This window comes from Pseudarthrobacter chlorophenolicus A6, from assembly GCF_000022025.1.
GTDB lineage: Bacteria > Actinomycetota > Actinomycetes > Actinomycetales > Micrococcaceae > Arthrobacter > Arthrobacter chlorophenolicus.
This window is the reverse complement of record NC_011886.1, coordinates 729,558-752,912: the sequence shown is the minus strand read 5'-3', so window position 1 is coordinate 752,912 and position 23,355 is coordinate 729,558. Positions and strand designations below refer to the sequence as shown.

Sequence of the window (23,355 nt, the reverse complement as noted above, 5' to 3'; positions counted from 1 at the left end):
CAGGAAGTCACTCATCACCTTCATTGCTATCACGCCGCGCAGGGGCGCAGGTTCCGCAGGGCATCGCGTGACCCCCAGGCTTAGGATGAACCTGCCCCCAACGGACACCGCGAAGGACAGGACACCGCCATGCCGCACCGCCTTGCCATCCTCGACGACTACCAGGACGTGGCCCATGGCTACGCCGACTGGGCGGCCCTGGAAGCAGAAGGGGTCACAGTTTCCACGTTCCGCGAACCCTTTGCCTCACAGGATGCGCTGGTTTCGGCACTCTCCGGCTCCACCATCGTGATCGCCATGCGGGAGCGGACCGCCTTCCCGCGCGAGGTGTTCGAGAAACTGCCCGCCCTCGAACTGCTGGTGACCACGGGGATGGCCAACGCGTCCATCGACGTCGCCGCAGCCACGGACCACGGCGTCACGGTTTGCGGAACACCGGGGTCGCCAACGGCAGCGCCGGAGCTGACCTGGGCGCTGCTCCTGGCCATCACGCGGCACCTTCCGGCCGAGGAAGCCTCGCTGCGGGCAGGCTCCTGGCAGAAAACCGTAGGGGTCGAACTGGCGGGCAAGACCCTGGGAGTGGTGGGGCTGGGCAAGATCGGCCGCCGGATCGCGGGCTACGGCCATGCGTTTGGCATGGAGGTGGTGGCGTGGAGCCAGAACCTCACTGCCGAGGCCGCGGTGGAGGCCGGTGTGCGGCTGGTATCGAAAGAGGAACTGTTCCGCGTGTCCGATGTCGCCACCCTGCACCTGCGGCTCTCCCCGCGGTCGGAGAACACTGTGGGTGAGCAGGAACTGAGGTTGCTGGGTCCCGAAGGCATCCTGGTCAACACCGCCCGCGGCCCCCTCGTGGACCAGGAGGCGCTGATCCGGGCCTTGAACGAGGGCTGGATCCGCGGCGCCGCCCTGGACGTTTTCGACCAGGAACCCCTGCAGGCCGGCCACCCGCTGCTGGCGGCCCCCAACACCGTCCTGTCACCGCACCTGGGCTACGTCACGCAGGAAAGCTACCGGCAGTTCTACGGCGGCGCCTTCGAGGACGTCACCGCCTGGCTGGCGGGCTCCCCCATCCGCACCATCACCGCCTGACCCGGGAGGTTACGAATGAGCCACACCATCCGCCGCGCCACCACGGACGACGCCGGCGCGCTGGCCGAGCTGGCGGCAGTCACCTTTCCGCTGGCCTGCCCGCCGTCGTCCTCGCCTGAGGACATCGCGGCGCACCTGGCAAACACGCTCAGTGAGGACCATTTCCGGGGCTACCTCGCCGATCCGGACATCACCATCCTGGTTCTGGACAGCGGCGAACGGCTCAACGGGTACAGCCTGCTGGTGGACCGGCCGGCGTCGGACCCGGACGTGGCGTCTGCCCTTACGCTCACGCCGTCGGTTGAACTCAGCAAGTGCTATGTCCATCCTGAACACCACGGGCTGGGGGCCGCCGCAGAACTGATGCATGCCAGCGTGCGGGCTGCCGCTGAGGCTGGCCGCGCCGGGATCTGGCTGGGCGTCAACAGCCAGAATGCCCGCGCGATCCGCTTCTACGGGAAGTCCGGGTTCCGGAAGGTGGGCACCAAGTCCTTCCGGCTGGGCAGCACCGTGGAACACGACTTCGTCCTGGAACGTGCCCTCCCATAGCTGCCTTCGAACCGGGCTGCCTACGTACCGGGCTGGTTCAGCCCGGCATGCTCGGAAGCGGCCTCCGGGCTTCCCGGCGGGTACGCCAGTGGCGGGCGCGGCCGGGCCAGGAGCTTCAGTCCCGGGGGCAGTCCGTCGATGCTGCCGCTGGTGCCGTTTGCAGTGATGGTGACCCGGGAAGAATCCAGCAGGACGTTTTCGGCCCTGAACGCGCCCACGGTGTCCGGGAGGATCGGTGCCAGGTGCACCACCCCGCGGGTGAAGACGGGGTCGAAGCGGAGGAGGATCCGCGCCAGCTGGACGGGCGCCGCGGCAGCCCAGGCCTGCGGCGAACACGCGGTGGGGTACGGCACGGGTCCGGGGAACTCGCCGCGGTCGAAGCCGCAGAAAAGTTCGGGCAGCCGGTTGTCGAAATGTTCGGCTGCTTCGAAGACCCCCAGGGCCACCCGCTTTGCCTCGTCCACGAACCCGTAGCGCATCAGGCCGGTGGCCACCATGGCGGTATCGTGCGGCCAGACGGACCCGTTGTGGTAGCTGACGGGGTTGTAGGCCCCCATGTCGGAAGCGAGCGTGCGGATGCCCCACCCCGTGAACATTTGGGGGGACATCAGGTGCTCCATCACTGACTGCGCCTTGTCCCGGTCAACGATGCCGGAGAAGAGGCAGTGCCCGATGTTGGAGGTCAGGGCGTCCACCGGGCGCTTGTCCTTGTCCAGTGCGACGGCGAAGTAGCCTTTGTCCGGCAGCCAGAACTTCTTGTTGAACTCTTCCTTGAAAGCCGCTGCCTTGGCAGCCCAGTGGTGTTCAAGTTCTGAGTCCCCGCCCCAGTGCGCCAGCAGGGAGCGGCCCAGATACGCCGAGTAGACGTAGGCCTGCACTTCGCAGAGGGCGATGGGTGGTTCGGCGATGGTCCCGTCGGCGAAGTTGATGCCGTCCCAGGAGTCCTTCCAACCCTGGTTGACCAGCCCGTGGTCATTGGGGCGCCGGTACTCCACGAACCCGTCGCCGTCGCGGTCGCCGTACTTCTCGATCCATTCCAGGGCCCGGTCCGCGTGGCTGAGCAGCGGCTGGATCACGTCTTTGGACAGTCCCCAGCGGCTCAGTTCACCGAGGACGGCCACGAACAGCGGGGTGGCGTCTGCGGTGCCGTAGTAGGCCGTGCCGCCGAGGGACAAGCCGGCGGTGACCCCCAGCCGGACCTCGTGCGGGATGCGCCCGGGCTCCTCCTCGGAATCGTTGTCCACCTTCTTTCCCTGGATGCCGGCCAGGGTCTGCAGCGTGCCCAGGGCGAGGTTGGGGTTGACCATCAGGCTCATGTAGGAGGTCAGCAGTGAGTCCCGGCCGAACAGGGCCATGAACCAGGGGGCGCCGGCAGCGACGGCCGCCCGGTCCGGGTGGTGGGGGTCGAAGATGCGCAGCGCGCCCAGGTCGCTTTGGCTGCGGTTGAGCAGGTCCTGGAGGCTGGCGTCCTCTACATGGATCCGCGGGACGCCTTCTTCCCAGTCCAGGTGCCGCCTCACCCCTTCCCGGTGGTGCGGCAGCTGGCCTTCGCGGAAGGGCTGTTCGGGAGCCACACCGTTGACCAGCGGCACAACAATGATGCTGGTGGCCCATTTCCCCCTTGCAGGGACGGTGACGCGGAAACGCAGGCCCTCCAGGGTGACCTCGGCTCCCCGGGCCCCGATGGCGGTTCCCCGCTGCTGGCCGTGCCGCACGGCTTCGATGACAAGTTTCCCGTCGGTGACGGTGCGCGTTGTGTCGTCGCCCCCGGTGGCCCGGCTGCCCTTCACGTCGAACAGGTCTGCCTGGTCCGCCTCCACCAGCAGCTCGATGTCGCAGTCCACCGGCTCGGCGGCGTAGTTTTCCAGGGTGATGTCGTCCTGCATTCCGGGGCCGATATGACGCACGTGCCGGACCACAAGGGGACTGTCGAACCTGCCCCCGGGCCACGTCGCCCTGCCCACGAACGTCGCCTTGAAGGGCTGCGGACGCTGTGCCGTCAGGGGCTCGCGGACCGCACCGTTGATGCGGAGCATCCAACCCGAAATGATGCGGGTGTCCTGGAAGAACGCACCGTTCGTTCCGCCGTCGGACGGGATATCTCCGCTCCCGGACGAGATGCAGAAGGAAGAGCCTTCCAGGACGGTGACTGATCCGGAATCGGACACGGAGGCTTCGTTGTCGGCGTTCCAGGCGGTCATCAGGGACTCCCCTCTCAGGCGGCGAAGCGCTGCCCGGACAGTCCGGGCAGCACCGTAGCCCTATCGATTCTGGTCCACCGCGGCGGCATGCGGAACCCCCGCCGGAAGCCTCCCGCTAAGAAGTTCGGCGTAGAGCCGCAGATGGTCCGCCACCATCCGCTCCGCGCTGAAACGCGCCTGCACCGCACTGCGGCAGGCTCCCCGGTCGAGCCCCGCCGCCGCCGGGACGAAGCCGGCCAGCTGCCCGGTGCCACCCAGGAAGCCTGTCCGGCCATGCTCCACGATTTCCGGGGCCGCTCCGACGGGCGTGCCGACCACCGGGGTGCCGGTGGCAAGGGCCTCGATCATGACCAGCCCGAACGGCTCGGACCATTGGATGGGATTGAGGAATGCCACGGCTTCCCCCATCAGGCGGTATTTGGTCGCGTCTTCCACCTCCCCCACAAAGTCCTCGTTGGGGCCCAGCATGGGTTCAATCATGTCCCGGAAGAAGCGCATTTCCTCCGGTTCCCGCATCTTGACCGCGATCTTCAGGTGCATGCCGGCGTCCCGGGCAATGTTGATCGCCTCCAGGAGGCCCTTGTCCGGGCACGACCTTCCGACGAAGCACAGATACCCGCCGCGTCCGGTGCCCACGGGAACCGCGGAAAGGTCCATGCCGTGGTGGATCACTCGGGTGACCGGGACGTCGGGAGCGTGCGAGGCCTGGTCGCGGGAGATTGCAACCACGGCCGCGGTCCGCGCAATGGCCCGGTAAATGTCGGCGGCCTGGGCGTGGAGGGGCCCGTGCATGGTTGTGACCAGGGGAACCCCTTTGGGCCGGTGGGCGTAGAGCGGGCCTGCCATGGTGTGGTCATGGATGATGTCCACATCCTGCAGCCCGTCGTAAGCCCTGACTACGTGGCTGAGCTCGGAGAGGCTGGTGCCCAAACCCCCATAGTCCGCCGTCCGCATGCCCGGCAGCAGGGGTACGGGGCAGGTGCTTTCCAGCGGCGCCGCCAGGAGCACCTCGTGACCGGCGGCGGCGAAGCCCCGGGCCAGGGTATCCACCACGCGCTCGGTGCCGCCGTACGTTGCCGGTGGAACGGGAATCCAGGGTCCTGAAACCAGACCAATCCGCATCCTGGCCTCCCAGGTGAGACGGGCCGGGCTCCCCAGCAGGCCGGGCGGCACCCCTCCGCGGCAAGCATTGCCACGGTGGCGTGTTGTCGATTTTGTGTGGCCTTCTGCTTGACCTCTGGATCAGACTATTCCGCAGGATGCGGCGGCCCACAAGGCCTACCGTGGGGTATCTCACACCGGTGCCCGGAATGGTTGCCGGGTGGCCCCGGTTATGCCCAGCATGAAGATTGAGATCTGGTCAGACGTTGCCTGTCCGTGGTGTTTCATCGGCAAGCGGCGCTTCGAGGCGGCCCTGGCCGAGTTCCCCCACCGTGACGCGGTTGAGGTGCAGTGGCGCAGCTACCAGCTGGATCCCGGCCTCCCCGAGCACTATGACGGCACCGAACTCGAGTACCTCAGCACCCGCAAGGGCATGGCACCGCAGCAGGTCTCCCAGATGTTTGACCACGTTGCGGAGCAGGCCAAGGGTGAAGGCCTGGAGTACCGGTTCGACAAAGTGGCGGTGGCCAACAGCTTTACCGCGCACCGCCTGATCCACCTGGCTGCCGCCCACGGCAGGCAGGACGCAGCCAAGGAGCGCCTGCTCAGCGACCACTTCGAGCATGGCAAGGACATCGGCAGCCGGGACTACCTCACCGCGCTCGGCGGCGATCTGGGCCTGCCGGACGCCGACGTGGAGGAGCTTTTCACCACCGACAAGTACGCCGACGACGTCCGCAACGATTTCGAGGAAGGCCGCGCCCTGGGCATCAGCGGGGTTCCCTTCTTTGTCATCGACCGGAAATTCGGCCTCTCCGGAGCGCAGCCCGCCGCAACCTTCACCGCTGCCCTCAACCAGGCATGGCAGGACGCCAACCCCCTGGTGCTGGTCAATTCCGGCGACGGCGAAGCCTGCGGCCCGGACGGCTGCAGCGTCTGATCCGGCTGCAGGAGCGGCAGTCACCGTTTAGTGACACATCGCGGTAAAGTGTCTGTATGCCCAGGATTTCAGCGGCCACCAACGCAGCACAACGCGCCGATACCCAACGCCGCATCCTGACGGCTTTCGGCGAACTGCTCTTCTCGCACGGCCTGCCCGGGCTGACCATGACCGATGTTGCCCGGCACGCCGGCGTGGGGCGCACCGCGGTATACAACTACTACGCGGACATCGAAGAGTTACTGATCTCCTACGCCCTGGAGGAGACGGAAAAGTTCCTCACGGAGCTGCGGGACGCGCTGAGCCGGCTGGACAATCCGGTGGAGCGGCTCGCCCTGTACGTGCGCGCGCAGGTGGAGGACCTCACCCGGCGCCACCTGCCGCCCGGACCCGCCATGGGCGCGGTGCTCTCGCCGTCGTCCTTTGCCAAACTCGCCGATCACGTCGGTGAGCTGAGCGTCCTCCTGCAGGGCATCCTGCTTGACGGCATGGACCAGGGTTACCTGCCTGCCGCGGATGTGGGCCAGCAGTCGCAGCTGATCCTGGGCACCCTGTCCTCAAGCGCGGCCCGGGGCAGCGACGAGCCCTCGGAGCTGGAAGCGCGGGTGGCGCGGACCGTGCGGTTCATCCAGCTGGGCGCCGGGGCAAGGTTCGACGACGACGGCCGGCCCGTGCGGTTGGCTCCGCTTCGCGCCGTGGCCGGCTGAGTTGCCCCATCACTTCGGGTCCCCAAAAACAGGTTTTAACGACCCCAACTGATAGGGCAACGGGCGTCAGGAGGCCGGCGCCGCCGAGGGCATCACGGGCCACATGTCATCGTCCGCCACCCTCCGGCTTTCCCTGGGGCAGCTCAGCGTGCCCGGCGTCTGGTCCACCAGCTCCGCCGGAGCAAGAGACCGGTAATCCTGCGAAAGAATGACATCCACTGTGCCGTCCGTCCGGCTGTCCTGGAAATAGTCCGAGCCCGGCAGGTTCCGCTGGACACTGAAGGCTGCGGACTGACCGGCAGCTCCCGAGATCACGGCGGCAACCCCGCGGTAGCTCGGCTCGGTGTTCCCGACCGTAGCCACCACGAATTTGCGCGCCAGGAAATCATCCGCCACGGACTTCGCCAGCCCCGGCCTGCTGGTGGAGTTGTAGACGTTGAGGTTGACCTGTTGGTTTGGCGTGTAGTCGAACGTTGCGGCCGGGCAGGCGCTGACGGTCTTTGCGGCAGGCTCCGCAGAGGGGATGCTGAATTTCCCGTTGATGATGGCAAGGGCCGTGATAATGCCCGCTGCGATCAGTCCGATCAGGAGCACCAGGACCACGCCGTGCAGCACCCGGCGCCGTACACGTGCGGTGTCATCGGCGTTCCGGCCGGAGTCGAACGTGGCCCGCAGCTCCTGCCCGCTGACCACATGGTGTCCATGCAGGACGCTGACGTCCTGCGGCTTCTTCTTCCTAGCCATCTATCACCAGGACCCGGGCGTGGATGGCGGTGCGCTGGTGCAGGGCAGTCCGGACCGCGCGGTGCAGCCCGTCCTCCAGGTACAGGGTGCCCTGGTACTGCACCACGTGCGGGAACAGGTCGCCGAAGAACGTGGAGTCCTCGGCCAGCAGCGCTTCCAGGTCCAGGGTGCGCTTGGTGGTTACCAGTTCGTCCAGCCGGACCGGCCGCGGCGGCAGCGAGGCCCAGTCCTTGGGTGTGCTGTAACCATGGTCGGGGTAAGGGCGGCCCTCGCCCACAGCTTTGAATATCACCATGCCACCCTAGGCATCCTGCCGACGGCAGCGGAAGTACCCGGCCGTGCCGCCTTGAGGTTGATGCCAAACGGTGACCATGTCACACGCGGTGACCTTTGGCCCGCCGGGGCGGGGAGTTGACCACCCAACTGAGACAATGGCTCCATGACAGCATCCGAAGCCCCCGCCGTGTCCGTGACCGGAACCCGCCTGCCGTCAACCCCGCCGCTGGCGCTCCTGCTGGATGTGGACGGTCCGATAGCCAGCCCGGTCACGCGCGACGTCAAACCGGACATCATCGGGGACCTTGTGGCACTGGCCGCCGCCGGCATCCCCGTCATTTTCAACACCGGCCGCTCGGATGCCTTCATTCGCGAGCAGGTCATGGAGCCGATGCTCGCTGCGGGCATCCCGGATGGCACCGTCATCCATGCTGTCTGCGAAAAGGGCGCGGTGTGGTTCAGCTACACCGCCGCAGGCCCGGGTCCCGTCTACGTTGACCGCGAACTGGCCGTCCCTGCCGCTTACGGCGACGACATCCGCCGCCTGGTCGCGGAAGATTACAGCGCGCACATGTTCTTCGACGAAACCAAGCGGGCCATGGTGTCCGTGGAGCAGCACATCGAGGTGGCCAGCGCGGACTACCTTGCCGAGCAGAAACTCTTTGACGCGGACGCCATGGAACTGATGGCCCGCCACGGACTGGGCGTGGTGCGCCTTGGCCACCACGCGCCGGATTCCGACGACGACGTGGACTACCGCGTGGACCCCACCATCATCTCCACCGACATTGAGTCGGTGCGGCTTGGCAAGGACCTTGGGGCGAGCCGGGCGGTGGAACTGCTGGCCGCCCAGGGCATCACGCCGGAGGCCTGGCGGACCGTTGGTGATTCCCGGACCGACTACGCCATGGCCGACTGGCTGCACCACAACGACCACCCGGTTAAGCATGTGGACGTCCGCCCCGCTGACGGCGTCCCGGAGAAGCCGTACGATATCCTGACGGCCAGGGACCTGGGACTTTCAGATTCGGTCATTCACGACGACGCCGGCGGCGCCTTCCTGCGCAGCTGGCGGGAGGCACTGGGCGCCTGACGCCGGCCCCTCCCCCGCGGCACCCGGTCCCGGGAGGTCCGCCACATCCCGCTTGACGCGGGCAGCCGACGCACGCGAAACATGCTGTTTCCCCCGCGCAGCTATCATGCAGGTAGAAAGGCTTACTTTGACCAGCACGGAGACAACCATCACAGAAGCACCGGTCCAGGACGAGGTTTACTACGCCGGACAGCCCTCAAGCGAGGAACAGTTCCATTCCGAGGTGACCTCGGCCGAGGCTGAACAGCGGTTCAGGCTCCGCCCTGACGTGATCCGGCACAAGGGCCGCTACGCCGTCGTCAACGACAACAGGACGCCCTACCAGGCCATGGTGGAAGACCTGCTGTTCCTGCGAAACGTGTTGGCCAACGCGGGGCTGGCGTACCTCCTGGTGCGTGGCAACAATGACAGGCCCGTCATCGCGTTGGGCTGGCGCGATCGGAAGAAGCTCCGGGCCGCCCTGGTGGAAGCCTGCCGGGACGAGCCCTTCTACTCCATGACCGTTGACGCCAAGAAGAAGACGTCCGTCCTGGTTGCGGACGGCGAACTTTCCTCCAACAGGCAGGCGCGCATTTTCCGCCTCTACCGGCCCCGCGTGGAACCCGTGGGCGGCTTTGAGTTCGGCGCGTCCGCCGGTGTGCAGATCGAGTTGTGGTCCTTCGAGGGCGAGCAGATCATCCTGCCCATCGAAAACTCGCTGACGCGCCGGACCCTCCTGCGCCAGGACGCGGTCCGCGGAACGGTGGAACGCTACGGCCACACCTGGCCCACCATCGAGAACATGTTCGCCGACCACGCCAGCGACATCAGCTTCGACATAGACCTGGTCTTCTCATGGGTAGACGGCAGCTCCCCCGAGTACATTGCTGCACGGCGTGCCCAGCAGAAGGACGCCGTCCTGGGCGAAGGTGACGACCACGAAGCCCGGTTCCGGCAGATCGACGAGCTCAAGTACGCGCTGCGGTCTGTCTACATGTTCGCGCCCTGGATCCGCCGCATCTTCATCGCCACGGACTCCCCTGCCCCGGCATGGCTGGCAGAACACCCTTCGGTGACTATCGTCCGGAGCGAGGAGTTCTTCTCCGATCCCTCGGTGCTGCCCACCCACAACTCCCAGGCCGTCGAGTGCCAGCTGCACCATATAGACGGGCTCTCGGAGCACTTCCTGTACTCCAACGACGATATGTTCTTCGGCCGGCCGGTGAGCCCGGACCTGTTCTTCACCCCCGGCGGCATCACGAAGTTCATTGAGGCGGAAACCAGGATTGGCCTGGGCGACAACGCCGCCGAACGCAGCGGGTTCGAGAACGCGGCACGGGTCAACCGAAAGCTGCTGTGGAACAGGTTCGGCCGGATCACCACCCGCCACCTGGAGCACACTGCCGCGCCGCTGCGCCGGAGCCTCATCACGCAGATGGAGGAGGAGTTTCCGGAGGAGTTCCGGAAGACCGCCGCCAGCAGGTTCAGGGCAGCCGACAATATCTCGGTGACCAACTCGTTCTACCACTACTACGCGCTGCTGACCGGGAGGGCCGTTACGCAGACCGCGGCCAAGGTGCGTTACGTGGACACCACCATGCGGGCTGGGCTGAACTACCTGCCCAAGCTGCTGTCCAAACGCAACATGGACTTCTTCTGCCTCAACGACGGCAGTTTCCCGGAAGTCGCAGCCGATGAGCGCGCCGAACTGGTCACGGATTTCCTGGAGAAGTATTACCCCATCAAGGCGCCCTGGGAGAAGTAGCACCGCAGTGCCGCAGCCCGCGCTGCGGCACTGCCCCTCATGGCGTCAGCGCAAAGCCAACGGTCAACGCCCGGTGGTGGCGCCTGTCCTCGACGTGGTGCGCTGCTTCGCGGTCTCGGGGATGCGGACCCCGGCGGCCTCGAGGCGCCGCGCGGTCTCTTCTGCTGTCACATATTCGCCCACCGTCGTCGCAGTTCCCATCGGGACCACCGAGTGCACAATCGTGTGCTCGTACACGTGGACCAGGTTGAATGCCTGGCCGCCGTCCTGCCCCCGCGTGCCGCCGACCGGGACGTTGAGGTCCTGGGTGTAGCAGCTGGCGGAGGCCACCGACACCGGGATCCCGGCGAAGGTAGCGGTGGTGGAGTAGTGCAGGTGACCGGCCAGGATGGTCCGCACATCCGAATTCCGGACCACCGCGGCCAGCGACCCCTGGTCACGCAGTTCCACCAGCACCGACAGGTCCAGCACCGAGGGCACGGGCGGATGGTGCAGGGCAAGGATGGTGCCGTCCGGGGCAGGCGTCTCAAGTTCCCTGGCCAGCCACTCCAGCTGGGACCCGCACAGCTCCCCGTGGTGGTACCCGGGGACGGTGGTGTCCATGGTGATGACCCGCAGGCCGTTGATGAAGTAGCTGTTGTCCACCGGAGCGTCATCGCGGGGCTGGTCCAGCAGGCCCTCGCGGAAATTGGCGCGGTTGTCATGGTTGCCCATGGCCCAGATGACCTCGGCGCCAAGCTCCTTGCAGGCGGGATCAACAATCGCGCGAAGCTTGGCATAAGCGCCCGGTTCGCCTCTGTCGGCAAGATCGCCGGTAAAGATGACGGCCTCCGGCCTTGCCCCGGACGCCTTGACCTCTTCAAAGAGTTGCGCAAGGCGGGCTTCGCTGTCAACGACGCCGTACAGGGGTTCCGGACCTCCCAACAAATGGGGATCGCTCAGGTGGAGTAGGAAGTGGCGTGGCCGGGGATGTTCGGCCTCGATGTGCTCCATTGCTACCTCTGTGGTCGGTGGGAAACGGCGCTTCCCTTGTACCCCTCAGTAATATTTATCCAATCAGACATTTGGCAAACTTTGGGCAAATCGCCGGAGCCGATGTGGAAAAACCTAAAAGATCTGCGCTTTCTGCAGGGCAAATTCGGGAGAAAGCCTACTTTTCAGCCCAGTGCTTTTTCAATCGCGTCGATGACCTCTGCAGAATCCGGCTCCACGGTGGGTGCAAAGCGTGCCACCACATCGCCGTCGCGGTTCACCAGGAACTTCTCGAAGTTCCACTTCACCAGTCCCGGAAGGATCCCTGTCTTGAACTTGGTCAGTTCGGCATAGAGCGGGTGCTGGTTCTTGCCGCGCACATCGGCCTTGGCGGTCAGCGGGAAGGTGACACCGAAGTTGCGCTCGCAGAACTCTGCGATCTCGCTGTCACTGCCCGGTTCCTGGCCTGCGAACTGGTTGCAGGGGACGCCCAGGATCTCGAATCCCCGGTCGCGGAACTTGCCGTACAGGGCTTCCAGGCCCGCGTACTGCTGCGTGAAACCACAGTTCGAGGCAACGTTGACTACAAGCACCACGTTCCCCTTGAACCGGGCGAACTCGGTAGTGGTGCCATCGTTCAGGGTCAGGTGAATCGGGTACAGGGGTGCCACGCGTTGCGTCCTCAGGTAGTTGTCCATGCCGGTGCTTCGTTGCCAACCGCCCACGGTACTGGTCGCATCTGCGTGTTTCCTGAACGCGTGGGGGGTGGTCCGGCCCGGACTGGAAGGACTCCCTCCCTAAGGGTACGTTACCGGCAAGGTGGCGGAGGGCAGCGGCGTTGAGGTCGGCGCGGCAGTGGGGGTCGGGGTGACGGTTGAAGTCGGCGCAGGGCTGGGCGTCGCGGACGACGGCGGAGGTGCAGTCGGCGTGGGCGAAGACGCCGTCGGAGTTGGCGTAGGCGTGGGCGTGGGCGTGGGGACCGGCGTTGGAGTTGGCACGGGCGTAGAAGTGGGCGTCGGGCTCGGCGACGGGGCGGGTGACGTGGGCGCTGTAGGTGTTGGCGACGGCGTTGTTGATGGTGCTGAAGGCGTGGGTGTGGGAGTTGGAGTCGGCCTGGGCGTCTGCGTCGGGCTGGGAGAGGGCGACGGTGTCGGCGTTGGTGTGGGCGTTGGCGTCGGAGTCGCGGCCGGAGCCGTCGGACTCGGCGTAGGCGTAGGCGTAGGCGTAGGCGAAGGCGAAGGTACCTGAGGCGCTCCCGGCGGCGGCAGGACCGTCCCGGTAGGCCCTGGCGTTACCGACGGGGAAGGAGACGGAGACGCAGTGGCCGGGGGCGTCGTCGTCGCAGCGGTTTCCTCCTGGCCGGCCGACGGATCCGCTCCCACACCCACAGGTATGGTCCACACCGTGGCGCCCGATGAAGCTCCGCCGCCAGGGGCATAGGAAACCATGGGCCCGGCCGCAGGTCCGCCCAGGGCGCGGAGCGTCATGAGGCTCCAGCCCCGCGGGCTGACGTAACGGCCGTCCATGATGGTTTCGAAGTGCAGGTGGCATCCAGTGGACCAACCGGTGGACCCCACCCGTGCGATGGCCTGGCCAACCTGCACCTTGTCTCCCGCACGGACTGCAATCGACTCAAGATGGTTGTAGGTGGTGATGAGGCCGTCGCCATGGTCAATTTCCACCCGGTTGCCGCCGCCCCAAGGGTGCCAGCCGGCAGCCCGCACCACGCCGGAATCGGCGGCGTACACCGATGTCCCGCAGGGCGCCGCGTAGTCCTGGCCAAGATGGAAATCCCCTGCCGTCCCTGTCAGCGGGCTGGTGCGGAAACCGAAAGGAGAGCTGGCATTGAGGAGGGCCAGCGGTGCCATCAGGAAGCCTGCCGGCGGCCTGCCGATGCCCGACAGTTCCATTGACACCGTGGATTGTGAGCCAACTCCCGAGCTGCCTACCTGGGGGCGCGGAAAAGCTATGGCAGCCCCGGGATCCGTAAGGATTGCCGGGGACAGCAGGCCGGGACCAACGCGGCCGGACGGCTCGGTGTCCTGGGCAGGTGCACCGGGAAGTTGGACGTTGTTCCCAGCACCCTCTAACGGCCCATTCGCCGTGGGTGTGGCGGCGGTCCGGACGGTGTCGGCTGAACCTGGCCACAGACCGGTGGAAGAAGCGCTGAGGTTCAGCACACCGAAAGCCACCGCCAAAGCACCGGTAGCAACCAGCGCGCGCGCGGCGGGGTGGCTGAAGCGCCGGGCATCTCCGCCCATACCGGTTCCCCAATGCTTGCCCAATTGACTGGCTCCAGAAGGTAGCCACCCGCGCTTTCTTGACGGTACATCTCATGGGACCATACGGGCGGACCGGTGTGAACCCCCAACAACACATTGCGGGGATTATGTGGAAAACCGCAGGGCGGACCGGCGCTGGGACCCAAGCCCCGGTCCCGGGGTGCCGTCAGGAAAGGTTTCTCCCACCGACCGGCAGAACCGGGCAACAATGGGGTATGCGGAGCTTTCTTCGGAAGTGGCAAGGCGAAATCAGGAGGACGTTCACCGGAAGGTCGGACGCCCCTCCGGACTGGGCCGTGCGGCTTGAGGAGGGGGACGACGCCGGATACCACCACCCTGGTTCCGCCGTGTGGGCCGTCCACGGCTCCATGTCCCCAATCGTGGCGGGAATCCGGACGCTCCTGATGCAGTCCCTCCATCCGGGGGCGTTGACCGGCGTCCACGAGCACTCGAACTTCCGGGAGGACCCGTTGGGCCGCCTTGCCCACACGATCCGCTGGATCTTCACGGTGACGTACGGTTCACGGGAAGCCGCAGAAGAAGCCTCGGGAAGGGTGCGCCGCATGCATGTACCCGTGCACGGAACCTATGACGACAACGATGGCCAAGCCCGCAGCTACAGCGCCAATGATCCGCACCTGGCCGGCTGGATCCACATTGCCTTCACGGACGCGTTCCTTGCCTCCCACAAAATCTGGGGTGGGCCCGTCCCGGGAGGCCCCGACGCCTACGTACGTGAGTGGGCCCAGGCCGGAAGGCTGATGGGGGTCGAACGGCCTCCGATGACGGAGGGCGAGATGCGGGCAGAACTGGACCGCTGGTACGAAAGCGGCCAGCTGCGCTCGGACCATCGGGTCGCCGAGACGGTGGAATTCATCCGAAAGGCTCCCCTGCACCCGATGCTGCGGCCTGGATACCGTGTTCTCTTTGCCGGCGCCGTGTACAGTCTCGAACCCCGCTACCGGGAGATGCTGGGGCTCTCGGTCCCGAGGCTGGGCCCGTTCCCACTGCCGGTGAGGCTGGCCACCAAAGCCGTCCTCGGCGTCGTACGCCTCACGCTCGGTCCCCGGGGACCAAGCGAGATTGCGGCGCGGGCACGCCTGCTCCGGCTGGGGATGGCAGCACCGGACGCCTGAACATATTTCCTCTAAGGACGCCTGCGTCCTGGCCAGCACATGCAAAAACCCGGCCCCACACTGTGGGACCGGGTTCCTGGCTGGCGGAGAATGGGGGATTTGAACCCCCGAGGGCGTTAACCCAACACGCGTTCCAGGCGTGCGCCATAGGCCGCTAGGCGAATTCTCCAGCTGCTCTTGAATCAAAAGCAGATACTAGATTACCTGAAGATTCGCGCATCGCCCAATTGGGCCATTTTCGGCACTGCGGCGGCAACTGTCCGGACGCCGCGGCGCGGGCTGCGCCGGTTCCACCCGACCGGACGGCCAAGCCACCCAAAGTGGCCGTGCGCCAGAAATGGGCGCCCCCAACGCGCCCATTCCATGCACTCCGTTGAGCTGCCGGGTCCGGCCCGTTCAGCCAGGCCACACAGCTCACAACCTTGAGATTGCCCCAATCGGTGTACATACCTATGATCGCGGCTGCCAACGGGATAAGCAATGAAACTGACCCCCCTCTGTGCTCACTCTTTCAGTCTTGGGCAGGCGGGGCCGGCGGAAGATGCGGTGGACTGCAGCCGATTCGAGTCGGGCCCGATGTTCGGGTAAAGTATCTGACGGCCCCTCATGTGGCGTCATCCTGTTGAACTCCCCCAGGACCGGAAGGTAGCAAGGGTAGACGGGCTCTGGCGGGTGCATGGGGGGTCTTTACTATTCCCCCACAGGGCGGCAGGATGTCGGCCCGGATTGGTAGGGTTTTTCCTGTGACAGTTACCACCGCTCTCTACCGCAGATACCGTCCCGATTCGTTCGCAGACGTTATCGGGCAGGAGCATGTCACCGGACCACTGATGACGGCTTTGCGCAAGAACCGCGTCAACCATGCCTACCTTTTTTCCGGCCCCAGGGGCTGCGGCAAAACCACCTCCGCGCGCATCCTGGCCCGTTGCCTGAACTGTGCCGAGGGCCCCACCGACACCCCCTGCGGCGTGTGCCCAAGCTGTGTGGAGCTGGCCCGCGGCGGTTCCGGCTCCCTCGACGTCATCGAGATTGACGCGGCCAGCCACGGCGGTGTGGATGATGCCCGCGATCTCCGTGAGCGCGCCACCTATGCCCCGGTCAGGGACCGCTACAAAATCTTCATCATCGACGAAGCGCATATGGTCACCTCGGCCGGCTTCAACGCCCTGCTGAAAATCGTCGAAGAGCCACCGGAACACATCAAGTTCATCTTCGCCACCACGGAACCGGACAAGGTCATTGGCACCATCCGCTCCCGCACGCACCACTACCCTTTCCGGCTGGTTCCGCCCGAGCCGCTGATGGCCTACCTGGAGCTCCTGTGCAACCAGGAGAACGTCCCGGTGGCCCCCGGCGTCCTGTCCCTGGTCATCCGCGCCGGTGGCGGATCCGTCCGCGACTCCCTGTCCGTCCTGGACCAGCTCATGGCAGGCGCAGGGCCGAACGGGCTCGACTACGAGCTCGCAGTTGCGCTGCTCGGCTACACGCACGCCTCGCTCCTGGACGACGTTGTGGAGGCTGTTGCAGCCTCGGACGCAGCCACCGTTTTCCGCGCGGTGGACCGCGTCATCCAAACCGGGCACGATCCTCGGCGCTTCGTTGAGGACCTCCTGGAGCGCTTCCGCGACCTGATCATCGTCCAGGCCATGCCGGAGAGCGCCCAGGTCATCCTGCGCGGAATGCCGGCGGACCAGATCGCCCGGCTGCAGAACCAGGCCCACAACCTTGGCGCCGCGGAATTGTCCCGTGCTGCCGATGTCACCAACACGGCGCTGACCGAGATGACAGGCGCCACGTCTCCGCGGCTGCACCTCGAGCTGCTCTGCGCCCGGATCCTGCTGCCAAGTTCGGAACAGAATGAACGCGGCATTGCTGCACGCATCGACCGCGTCGAGCGTCGGCTGAACTACTCCGGGCACGACGCCGGGGCTCCCGCCGGCCAGGGTGCCAGTGGAACGCTGGGTGCCGGTTCGGCACCACACACCCCTGCAGCAGCCGCGATTCCGGTGGCAGCACAGGCTGCCCCGGCCGCCGGTGGCCAGGCTTCCGAGCCCCACGCTCCCGCAGCCCAATCCCCCTCTGCTCAAGACGCCGCCGGCCAGGCCGCAAGCGTGCAGGCTCCCGCTGAGCAGGCTCCCGCTGGTCAGGCCCAAGTACCGCAGGCTGCTTCAGCACCGGCCCCTGCGGACGGACCCCAAGGGCAGACTCCCCGGGCCCCCCTCGCGTCGGCCCAGCCCCAGGCTGGTCCAGATGCACCTTCCCGTCCTGCAACGGGGGAATCTTCGCCGCGGACGGCGCACGGCGCTCCGGGTGCGGGAACCGCCTCGACCACGGATGGCCGCCCACCGCTGACCGCCCCGCGCGTGAGCACCAACGACTGGCCCGTGGATCAGCCTGGCAACGAGCGCCACCCGGGAGGCATCACCTCTCCGGTCCAACCCGGTGCAGGCCAACCGGCGCCCGAGTCCGGACCTGCTGCTGCGGCGACTGGCCCACAGCCCGCTTCGGAACAGGCCCAGCCCGCTTCGTCGCCAACCCGGCACGCAACCGCCCCCGCAGGTTCAGACCAAGCGTCGCATGGTCGCGGCGACGTCACCCCTGCCCCCGGCACCGCTTCCAGCGCCGGGCAGGACGCACCGCGGGTTACTGCGGCCCCCGGCGGCCCCGCAGGCATGGGCGACGTTGAAGTGCTTCGCCGTGCATGGCCGGACGTCCTGCAGACCCTGTCCAAAATCAAGCGCAGCACCTGGGCGCTGGTGGAACCGAACGCCCAGGTCAGTGCCTTTGACGGCAGCGTCCTGACGCTCGCTTTCGCAACCTCCGGTCTCGCCGGTGCCTTTGGGCGGGCGGACCATTCGGAGAACCTCCGCCAGGCGATCCACAAAACGGTGGGCATCGACTGCCAGATCAATGCAGTGGCGGCCGGCGCAGGCCAAGCGAGCGCTGAACCAAACCCAAAAGCACCCGCCAGCCAGGTAGCTACGGCCAAGCAGGTGCCCACGGCCAGCCCGGCGGCTACGGCCAGCTCAGCTGACGTTGCCTGGGGCCTGGCCCCGGCCCCCGCCGCGGTGCCTGAACCTGCTGATGCCGGTGGACGTCCCGTCCACAACGCGGCATCCTCGCAGCCAACCCGCACCGGTTCCTCCGCCGTGCCCGCGGGGACGGGCGCAGCGCAAGCGGCCGAACGGGCAGAAGCCTCCATGCCGCCGGCGCCGCGGGACCAAGCACAGGGAGCTCGGGCCGATGTCCTTGCACCCGGCCGCGCTCCCGGCAACCCCGGGGCTGACGGTACCCCCGGGGCTGACGGTAACCCCGGCAGGCCCGCACCGTCGGGTGCCGGAACACCCGGCAGCGCGCAGGCACCTACTGCCGCCAACAGGCCTGCCGGTTCCGCCGCACCTTCAGGTACCAGCGCTGCCGCAGGAGGGGACCCTTACGCGGCCTTGGCAGGCGACTACTCCTACTCGGACGACGACTGGGGACCGCCGAGGGACGAGGACGCTCCCCCGCTTGAGGAAGAACCCCCCATGGACTGGGCTCCCTCACCCGCAAAGGGAAGGAAACCAGCGGCAGTACCGGCCGCCGCGAGCGCCCAAACACCGGGGTCCGCTTCGGCGCCCGCCTCTTCACCGGCGCCGGCTGCATCCGCCGTTGGAGAGACCCCGCAGCGGCCTTCGGGCACGGCGGACGGCGCCCACGACCCCTGGACCCGCGCTGTGGAACAGGCCCCCGGCGTCTGGGTTGTGGGGACGGAAAGCAACGTGGGAGCCGCTCCCGCCGCGGGTGGAGCCAGCACGGAAGTGGACAACCCGTCCAGGCCGGCAGGTGTCACACCTGTGGCCAGCACGCCGCACTACGAGCCCGCCACGGCCCAGGCCCCGCCCTCCATCCCCGTTACTCCGTCAGCCGGACCGGCCCGCACCGCCGTGGCGGCGTCGGCACCAGTGGCGGCCACACCACCGGCGGCCGCACCAGCGGCAGCAGCATCGCCGGCGGCGGCCAGCCCGGAGCCGCAACAGGCCCGCGAGTACGCCATGGCATCTTCCGCACCGGCATCGGCAGCACCTTCACCGGCCCCTGCAACCGCCACGGCGCCGGCCCCGGCCGCCGCGACACGCCAAAGCCTCTACCAAAGGCTGTCCAACAGTCCCGAAGCCGAAGCCGGACGGGCCAAGGCTCCCGCACGGGCGGCCGCAGCCGCGGCTACGTATGTGCAGGACATTCCCAGCGCGGACGACGAAACCATCGAGGAGTCCGGCGTCTTCGGACGCGCTGCCGTGGAACGTATCCTGGGCGGAAAGCTGATCGAGGAACGCTCGCCGGACGGCAGCCCCATAGCTCCGCGCTACTGACGTCGGCCAGCCCCGCAACGGGGCGTCCGCGCCATGACCTGTAGAACATCCAAACCAAGCTAAAGAGGAAATTGTGTACGAAGGTGCGGTCCAGGAGCTTATCGACGAGCTCGGACGCCTTCCGGGAGTCGGTCCCAAGTCGGCGCAGCGGCTGGCATTCCACATCCTTGAAGCAGACCCGCAGGATATGAAACGGCTGGTGGAAGCCATCACCACGGTCAAGGACCGGGTCAAGTTCTGCACTGTCTGCGGCAACGTCACGGAGCAGGAGCTCTGCAACATCTGCCGGGACCCGCGCCGCGATCCGGCCCTCATCTGCGTGGTGGAGGAGTCCAAGGATGTCCTCGCGGTGGAGCGTACGCGCTCGTTCCGCGGGCGGTACCACGTGCTGGGCGGAGCCATCAATCCGATTGCCGGCATCGGCCCCGAACAGCTGCGCATCCGTGAGCTGCTCACCCGGCTGAATGACGGCGCCATCCAGGAAGTCATCATCGCCACCGACCCCAACCTGGAGGGCGAGGCGACGGCCACCTACCTGGCACGGATGCTCAAGACCATCGGGATTGCCGTCACGAGGTTGGCCTCCGGGCTGCCCGTGGGCGGCGACCTGGAATACGCGGACGAGGTCACGCTGGGCCGCGCGTTCGAGGGCCGGCGGAACGCCCTGGGCTAACCCCCGAGCGACAGGCAGGCAGGAGTCCGGTTTTCGGCAAGTGCAAAGCCGCGGAATCTGTCAGGCAGGCGGACGACGGCGGGACGCCGCCACGTGCGCGCCACCCAGCAGGGCGCCGGCCAGGCCAGCCTGCAGCAGGAGGCCGGCCGCTGCGAGGGGCGTCCTCGGCGAATCCATGCTCCTCGGTTCCCCATTGACGCACGGAACTCCGGTGCCGTCGGCAGCGGTCTGCAGCTCCTCCGAAAGCAAGCCGGGCAGTTCCTGCCCTGGCCCCGGTTCGCCGGTCAGCATCATCAACACCACAATGGGGCTCACAGCCGGCACCCACATGATCCGCTCCGTGCGGTAAACCTCAACAGTCCCGGCTGGGACCTGCGAGCACTCGTACGCAACGGGAGTCCCGTCTGCGTCCCGGTGCACGTTCAGGGCCACGGTAACCGGTTCTTCGGAGCGGACGGCAGGCACCAGCAGCGCACCGGCAACAGGTGTCCCCACCACGAGGAACAGGCCTAATGCCCAACCCGCCACGCCTACCAGGACAGGACGACCCACCAGGGCAGCCCCCGCAACACCCATCGCACCGAACAGGATCCCTTCCACCGCAGCCAGCCCAGCCGCGGTGACAGCAACGGATCCCGGGCCACCTGCAGCCACTGCCTGGATGAGAAGGCTGACCAGCACTAACAGGGCGAACACCAGGCCCTGCATTGCAGTTGCCAAAACGGAGGCAAGATAACCCGAATGGTGCTCTCCGGCCGAGGCTTGCCGCAGCTGCCAGGACATGCCCCAGTGCATCCCCACCAGGGCCGCCGCCGCCGGAAGCAGCGAGGACGCAAAGACGTAGACCAGCAGCGCAGCAGGAAGCAGGCCGGCCTGGTCGCCTTCCGCACCGGCCATCAACCACACCAGGCCTGCAGCGAAGGCCCACGCCGCACACGCTGCGCCCACCGCAACGGCCCAAAAGCGAAGCGAAACGATACTGACGCGCCAGGCCACGACAGCCGAAAGCAGCGCCGCCCGGAACGCCGGACCGGCCGTACCCCCGCCGTCGTCGTCGGCGTCATCCCCTGCGCCCGGGGATCCGGAAGGATCCATGCCTCGCGGGCGAGGGTCCCTGCCGATCGGCTCAAAAAAAGGCTCCGGCGCGGGACTTTCGGAAGGTTGCCGCTGATCGGTCACGTCGGGTCCGCCTTCCCTGGACAGGCCCCAGCCCCGGAAGCGGCCGGCGGCTGCCGGCCAGCTGAGTTACAGCTGGTTCAATCGTGGGATACCGGCCCCGGGCTGTCCAGATCCCGCCAGGCTTAACCTCTAAAGGTCCCGCCCGCCGGCGCCGGAATCAGACCCGCCGGCGCGTTCAGGCGATGCGGGTCCCGCGGGCGAGCTTGCGGGCCGGCGTCCGGAGCGAACGCCAGCCGAGCCACAGCAGGAGGCCGGACAGCACGAGTTGGAGGCCGAGCCCCAACGGCCACAACGGGGTCTTTTGCCCCAGATATGTGGGCCGGACCTTGCCGTTGACGCATGCAGTGGTCCCTTCCGGCCCGGCCATGGCCTGGCGGGCTGCCTGGCTGATGCCTTCGATCGCACCGATGGATGTGAAGTTCTGTTGCGACGTCCTGTCCGGATACGGAATGGCGTCCGCCACCACTACGAAAGGATTCATGGCAAGCGTCCAAGCCACCCGTTCGGTGTGCATGGCGGACTGTTCCCGCAGGGGTCCGGCACAGGTGTATGCGGCGTCCGTGGGCTCTGACTGCAGCGGCGCGTACTCACGGTACTGGGGGTTGTTGGCCATCACCGTGCCCTGGGTCAGCCCGGTACCCAGCCCAAAGGAGATCACGGTGCCCACCACCAGGCCGGCCACGGCCAGATAGGTCACCACAATGGAAAACAGCGGGCGGCCGGCCAGCGCGGAAATGCCTACGCCGATGGCGCAAACAATGCCTACCTCAACGGCCAGCATCACCACCGACACCAGGATGTATGCGGGAGTCAGGCCACCCAGCGCCACGCCAATCACCAGGAACGGGGTACTGGCCACCAGGAACGCGAGGGCCGCGGCCCAGGCCGCAAAAAACTTGCCCCAAAGGATCTGGCCCGGTTCCAGCAGCGTGACCTGGAGGATGGCCAAGGTGCCGCCTGCCCGGTCCCCATTCACGGCGTTGGCCGACAATGCCGGTGCCACCAGAAGGGCGAACAGCAGGACAAAGGCCAGCACCACCTCAAAGATCAGCGAACCCGGGCCCGTGAACGCTGTTCCAGACACGTCACCGAAGTCGCGCCGGAAGGCATTCGAGGCACTCCAGCTCGCCCACGTTAGCCAAGTCACCAGTCCGGTCAAGGCGAACCAGATGGCCAGCATGATGTACCAGCCGCGGGACCGGAGCCGCTGCTTCAGCTCCAATGCCACCACATGCGCTACCCCCGCCAGGTACGGGCCGGGCGCTGCGCGGCGGGCAGACTCTTCCCGGTTTTCCGTCATGCTGCTCATCGCCGTTCCCCCTCGAGGTTCATGTAGGTCTCCTCCAACGCGCCAACGGCCGGGGCGAAGGAACGGATTCCGACGCCGGCAAGCACCAGGTCGCGCAGGAGCCGCTCCGCCCCGAGCTCGTTGTGCAGAACGAGGCTGACACCCGGCCGGCGGCCTTCCTCACGGCGGAAGTCGAGCCCCAGCCGCGCCAGTTCCGCGGCGAGCGCGGCTGGATCGGCGGCAGTGATCGCATAGCGGCGGCCAGCGGCGGCCGCTTCCTCGGTGGTCTGCTGCCGGACGGTGCGGCCGTTGTTCACGAACACTGCACCGTCCGCGATCTCGTCAAGTTCGCTGAGGACGTGTGAGGACACCACCACGGCTTTTCCTTCGGCGGCGAGTTGCCGGAGCGTGGTCCGCAGCTCAATGCGGGAGCCCGGGTCCAGGCCTGATGCAGGCTCGTCCAGGAGCAGCACGGACGGATCGTGGATGAGTGCGCGCGCCAGGCTCAACCGCTGCTGCTGCCCGCGGGACAGGACCCGGGCGGGCTGGTCGGCGAGGTCTGCCAGCCGGACACGCTCCAGCATGTCGGTGACCCTCGGGGCGATCCCGGACGCGGGCAACCGGTAGAACCTGGCCATCTGGGTCAGGATCTCCCGGGCCGTCAGCGATTCCCACACGCCCAGGGTGTCCGGCATCCAGCCCAGCCGGCTTCGCACCTCCGCGCGGTTCCGGACCGGGTCCAGGCCGCCAACAGTAATGGTGCCCTGGTCCGGGGCCAGTAACGAGGCCAGCATGAGAAGCAGGGTGGTTTTTCCTGCGCCGTTGGGGCCGATGAGTGCCGTCACCCTGCCCGCCGGGGCGTGGAAGTCCATATGGTCCACCGCGCGGACGGCGCCGAAGCTGCGGCTCACCCCCTGGGCCGTGATGCCGCCGTCGGGAACCTGCTGCCCGCCGGGCTGTTCCGAAACTATTGCCATAGTGTGCGCACCTGTCCCCCACAGTGTTGCGTTGTGCTGATCCTCCCAGCGT

General features: G+C 67.1%; 19 protein-coding genes, 1 tRNA gene, 1 other RNA gene and 1 pseudogene. 11 read left to right on the top strand and 11 right to left on the bottom strand.

Annotated elements, in window-relative coordinates; all coding sequences use genetic code 11:
- The first annotated feature begins 129 nt into the window (after window positions 1-129).
- Window positions 130-1,089 (top strand): D-2-hydroxyacid dehydrogenase family protein, encoded by a 960-nt coding sequence (locus tag ACHL_RS03540; protein ID WP_015935930.1) that lies wholly within the window; start codon window positions 130-132, stop codon window positions 1,087-1,089.
- 15 nt (window positions 1,090-1,104) lie between these two features.
- Window positions 1,105-1,638: a GNAT family N-acetyltransferase gene (locus tag ACHL_RS03535; RefSeq protein ID WP_015935929.1), complete on the top strand. Its 534-nt coding sequence runs from the start codon at window positions 1,105-1,107 to the stop codon at window positions 1,636-1,638.
- Between the two features lie 20 nt (window positions 1,639-1,658).
- Here the strand turns inward: ACHL_RS03535 and ACHL_RS03530 are convergent, their stop codons facing one another.
- Window positions 1,659-3,839, bottom strand: coding sequence for an amylo-alpha-1,6-glucosidase (locus tag ACHL_RS03530; protein ID WP_015935928.1), 2,181 nt, complete (start codon window positions 3,837-3,839; stop codon window positions 1,659-1,661).
- Window positions 3,840-3,899: 60 nt separating this feature from the next.
- Window positions 3,900-4,961, bottom strand: a complete 1,062-nt coding sequence (locus ACHL_RS03525) for a glycosyltransferase family 4 protein (protein WP_015935927.1) — start codon at window positions 4,959-4,961, stop codon at window positions 3,900-3,902.
- Between the two features lie 220 nt (window positions 4,962-5,181).
- On the opposite strand from ACHL_RS03525, the gene ACHL_RS03520 reads away from it, so the two are divergent.
- Window positions 5,182-5,880 carry a DsbA family oxidoreductase gene (locus ACHL_RS03520; RefSeq protein WP_043794418.1) on the top strand — a complete coding sequence of 233 codons (699 nt, stop codon included), beginning with the start codon at window positions 5,182-5,184 and terminating at the stop codon, window positions 5,878-5,880.
- A gap of 56 nt (window positions 5,881-5,936) precedes the next feature.
- Window positions 5,937-6,587, top strand: coding sequence for a TetR/AcrR family transcriptional regulator (locus ACHL_RS03515; RefSeq protein WP_015935925.1), 651 nt, complete (start codon window positions 5,937-5,939; stop codon window positions 6,585-6,587).
- 66 nt (window positions 6,588-6,653) lie between these two features.
- Here ACHL_RS03515 and ACHL_RS03510 read toward each other — a convergent pair whose 3' ends face one another.
- Window positions 6,654-7,331, bottom strand: coding sequence for a LytR C-terminal domain-containing protein (locus ACHL_RS03510; RefSeq protein WP_015935924.1), 678 nt, complete (start codon window positions 7,329-7,331; stop codon window positions 6,654-6,656).
- The gene (locus ACHL_RS03505; protein ID WP_171908923.1) at window positions 7,324-7,623 is read right to left on the bottom strand and encodes a type II toxin-antitoxin system VapB family antitoxin; all 300 of its coding nucleotides are present in this window, start codon (window positions 7,621-7,623) and stop codon (window positions 7,324-7,326) included. The genes ACHL_RS03510 and ACHL_RS03505 overlap by 8 nt, the downstream gene beginning before the upstream one ends.
- 147 nt (window positions 7,624-7,770) lie before the next feature.
- On the opposite strand from ACHL_RS03505, the gene ACHL_RS03500 reads away from it, so the two are divergent.
- Window positions 7,771-8,700 carry a Cof-type HAD-IIB family hydrolase gene (locus tag ACHL_RS03500; RefSeq protein ID WP_015935922.1) on the top strand — a complete coding sequence of 310 codons (930 nt, stop codon included), beginning with the start codon at window positions 7,771-7,773 and terminating at the stop codon, window positions 8,698-8,700.
- 106 nt (window positions 8,701-8,806) lie between these two features.
- Window positions 8,807-10,444 carry a stealth family protein gene (locus ACHL_RS03495; RefSeq protein ID WP_015935921.1) on the top strand — a complete coding sequence of 546 codons (1,638 nt, stop codon included), beginning with the start codon at window positions 8,807-8,809 and terminating at the stop codon, window positions 10,442-10,444.
- A 63-nt stretch (window positions 10,445-10,507) separates the two neighbouring features.
- Here the strand turns inward: ACHL_RS03495 and ACHL_RS03490 are convergent, their stop codons facing one another.
- Together ACHL_RS03490 and ACHL_RS03485 are read right to left on the bottom strand one after the other, a co-directional pair.
- Window positions 10,508-11,437, bottom strand: coding sequence for a phosphodiesterase (locus ACHL_RS03490; protein WP_015935920.1), 930 nt, complete (start codon window positions 11,435-11,437; stop codon window positions 10,508-10,510).
- Window positions 11,438-11,601: 164 nt separating this feature from the next.
- Window positions 11,602-12,114 carry a glutathione peroxidase gene (locus tag ACHL_RS03485; protein ID WP_015935919.1) on the bottom strand — a complete coding sequence of 171 codons (513 nt, stop codon included), beginning with the start codon at window positions 12,112-12,114 and terminating at the stop codon, window positions 11,602-11,604.
- A 169-nt stretch (window positions 12,115-12,283) separates the two neighbouring features.
- Between ACHL_RS03485 and ACHL_RS24640 the strand changes: the two genes are divergently transcribed.
- A complete protein-coding gene (locus ACHL_RS24640; RefSeq protein WP_244266586.1) occupies window positions 12,284-12,664 on the top strand; it encodes a hypothetical protein in 381 nt (126 codons plus the stop codon).
- Window positions 12,665-12,930: 266 nt separating this feature from the next.
- On the opposite strand, the pseudogene ACHL_RS24635 reads toward ACHL_RS24640, so the two are convergent.
- A pseudogene (locus tag ACHL_RS24635) lies at window positions 12,931-13,284 on the bottom strand (M23 family metallopeptidase); the annotation flags it as partial.
- A gap of 629 nt (window positions 13,285-13,913) precedes the next feature.
- Between ACHL_RS24635 and ACHL_RS03475 the strand changes: the two are divergent.
- A complete protein-coding gene (locus ACHL_RS03475) occupies window positions 13,914-14,834 on the top strand; it encodes an oxygenase MpaB family protein (RefSeq protein ID WP_015935917.1) in 921 nt (306 codons plus the stop codon).
- 81 nt (window positions 14,835-14,915) lie between these two features.
- Here ACHL_RS03475 and ACHL_RS03470 read toward each other — a convergent pair.
- Window positions 14,916-15,003 (bottom strand) — tRNA-Ser (locus ACHL_RS03470).
- A 426-nt stretch (window positions 15,004-15,429) separates the two neighbouring features.
- Here ACHL_RS03470 and ffs point away from each other — a divergent pair.
- The 3 genes from ffs (at window position 15,430) to recR (ending at window position 19,859) form a co-directional block, all read left to right on the top strand.
- An RNA gene (gene ffs / locus ACHL_RS23475) (signal recognition particle sRNA small type) lies at window positions 15,430-15,526 on the top strand.
- A 51-nt stretch (window positions 15,527-15,577) separates the two neighbouring features.
- Entirely contained in the window at window positions 15,578-19,186 is a 3,609-nt protein-coding gene (locus tag ACHL_RS03465; RefSeq protein ID WP_015935916.1) for a DNA polymerase III subunit gamma and tau, read from the top strand.
- Between the two features lie 73 nt (window positions 19,187-19,259).
- The gene (gene recR, locus ACHL_RS03460) at window positions 19,260-19,859 is read left to right on the top strand and encodes a recombination mediator RecR (RefSeq protein WP_015935915.1); all 600 of its coding nucleotides are present in this window, start codon (window positions 19,260-19,262) and stop codon (window positions 19,857-19,859) included.
- Between the two features lie 60 nt (window positions 19,860-19,919).
- Here recR and ACHL_RS03455 read toward each other — a convergent pair whose 3' ends face one another.
- From ACHL_RS03455 to ACHL_RS03445, 3 genes are all read right to left on the bottom strand, one after another.
- Window positions 19,920-20,954, bottom strand: a complete 1,035-nt coding sequence (locus tag ACHL_RS03455; RefSeq protein WP_015935914.1) for a hypothetical protein — start codon at window positions 20,952-20,954, stop codon at window positions 19,920-19,922.
- 259 nt (window positions 20,955-21,213) lie between these two features.
- Window positions 21,214-22,347: an ABC transporter permease gene (locus ACHL_RS03450; protein WP_015935913.1), complete on the bottom strand. Its 1,134-nt coding sequence runs from the start codon at window positions 22,345-22,347 to the stop codon at window positions 21,214-21,216.
- A complete protein-coding gene (locus ACHL_RS03445) occupies window positions 22,344-23,303 on the bottom strand; it encodes an ABC transporter ATP-binding protein (RefSeq protein WP_015935912.1) in 960 nt (319 codons plus the stop codon). The genes ACHL_RS03450 and ACHL_RS03445 overlap by 4 nt, the downstream gene beginning before the upstream one ends.
- Window positions 23,304-23,355: the final 52 nt, after the last annotated feature.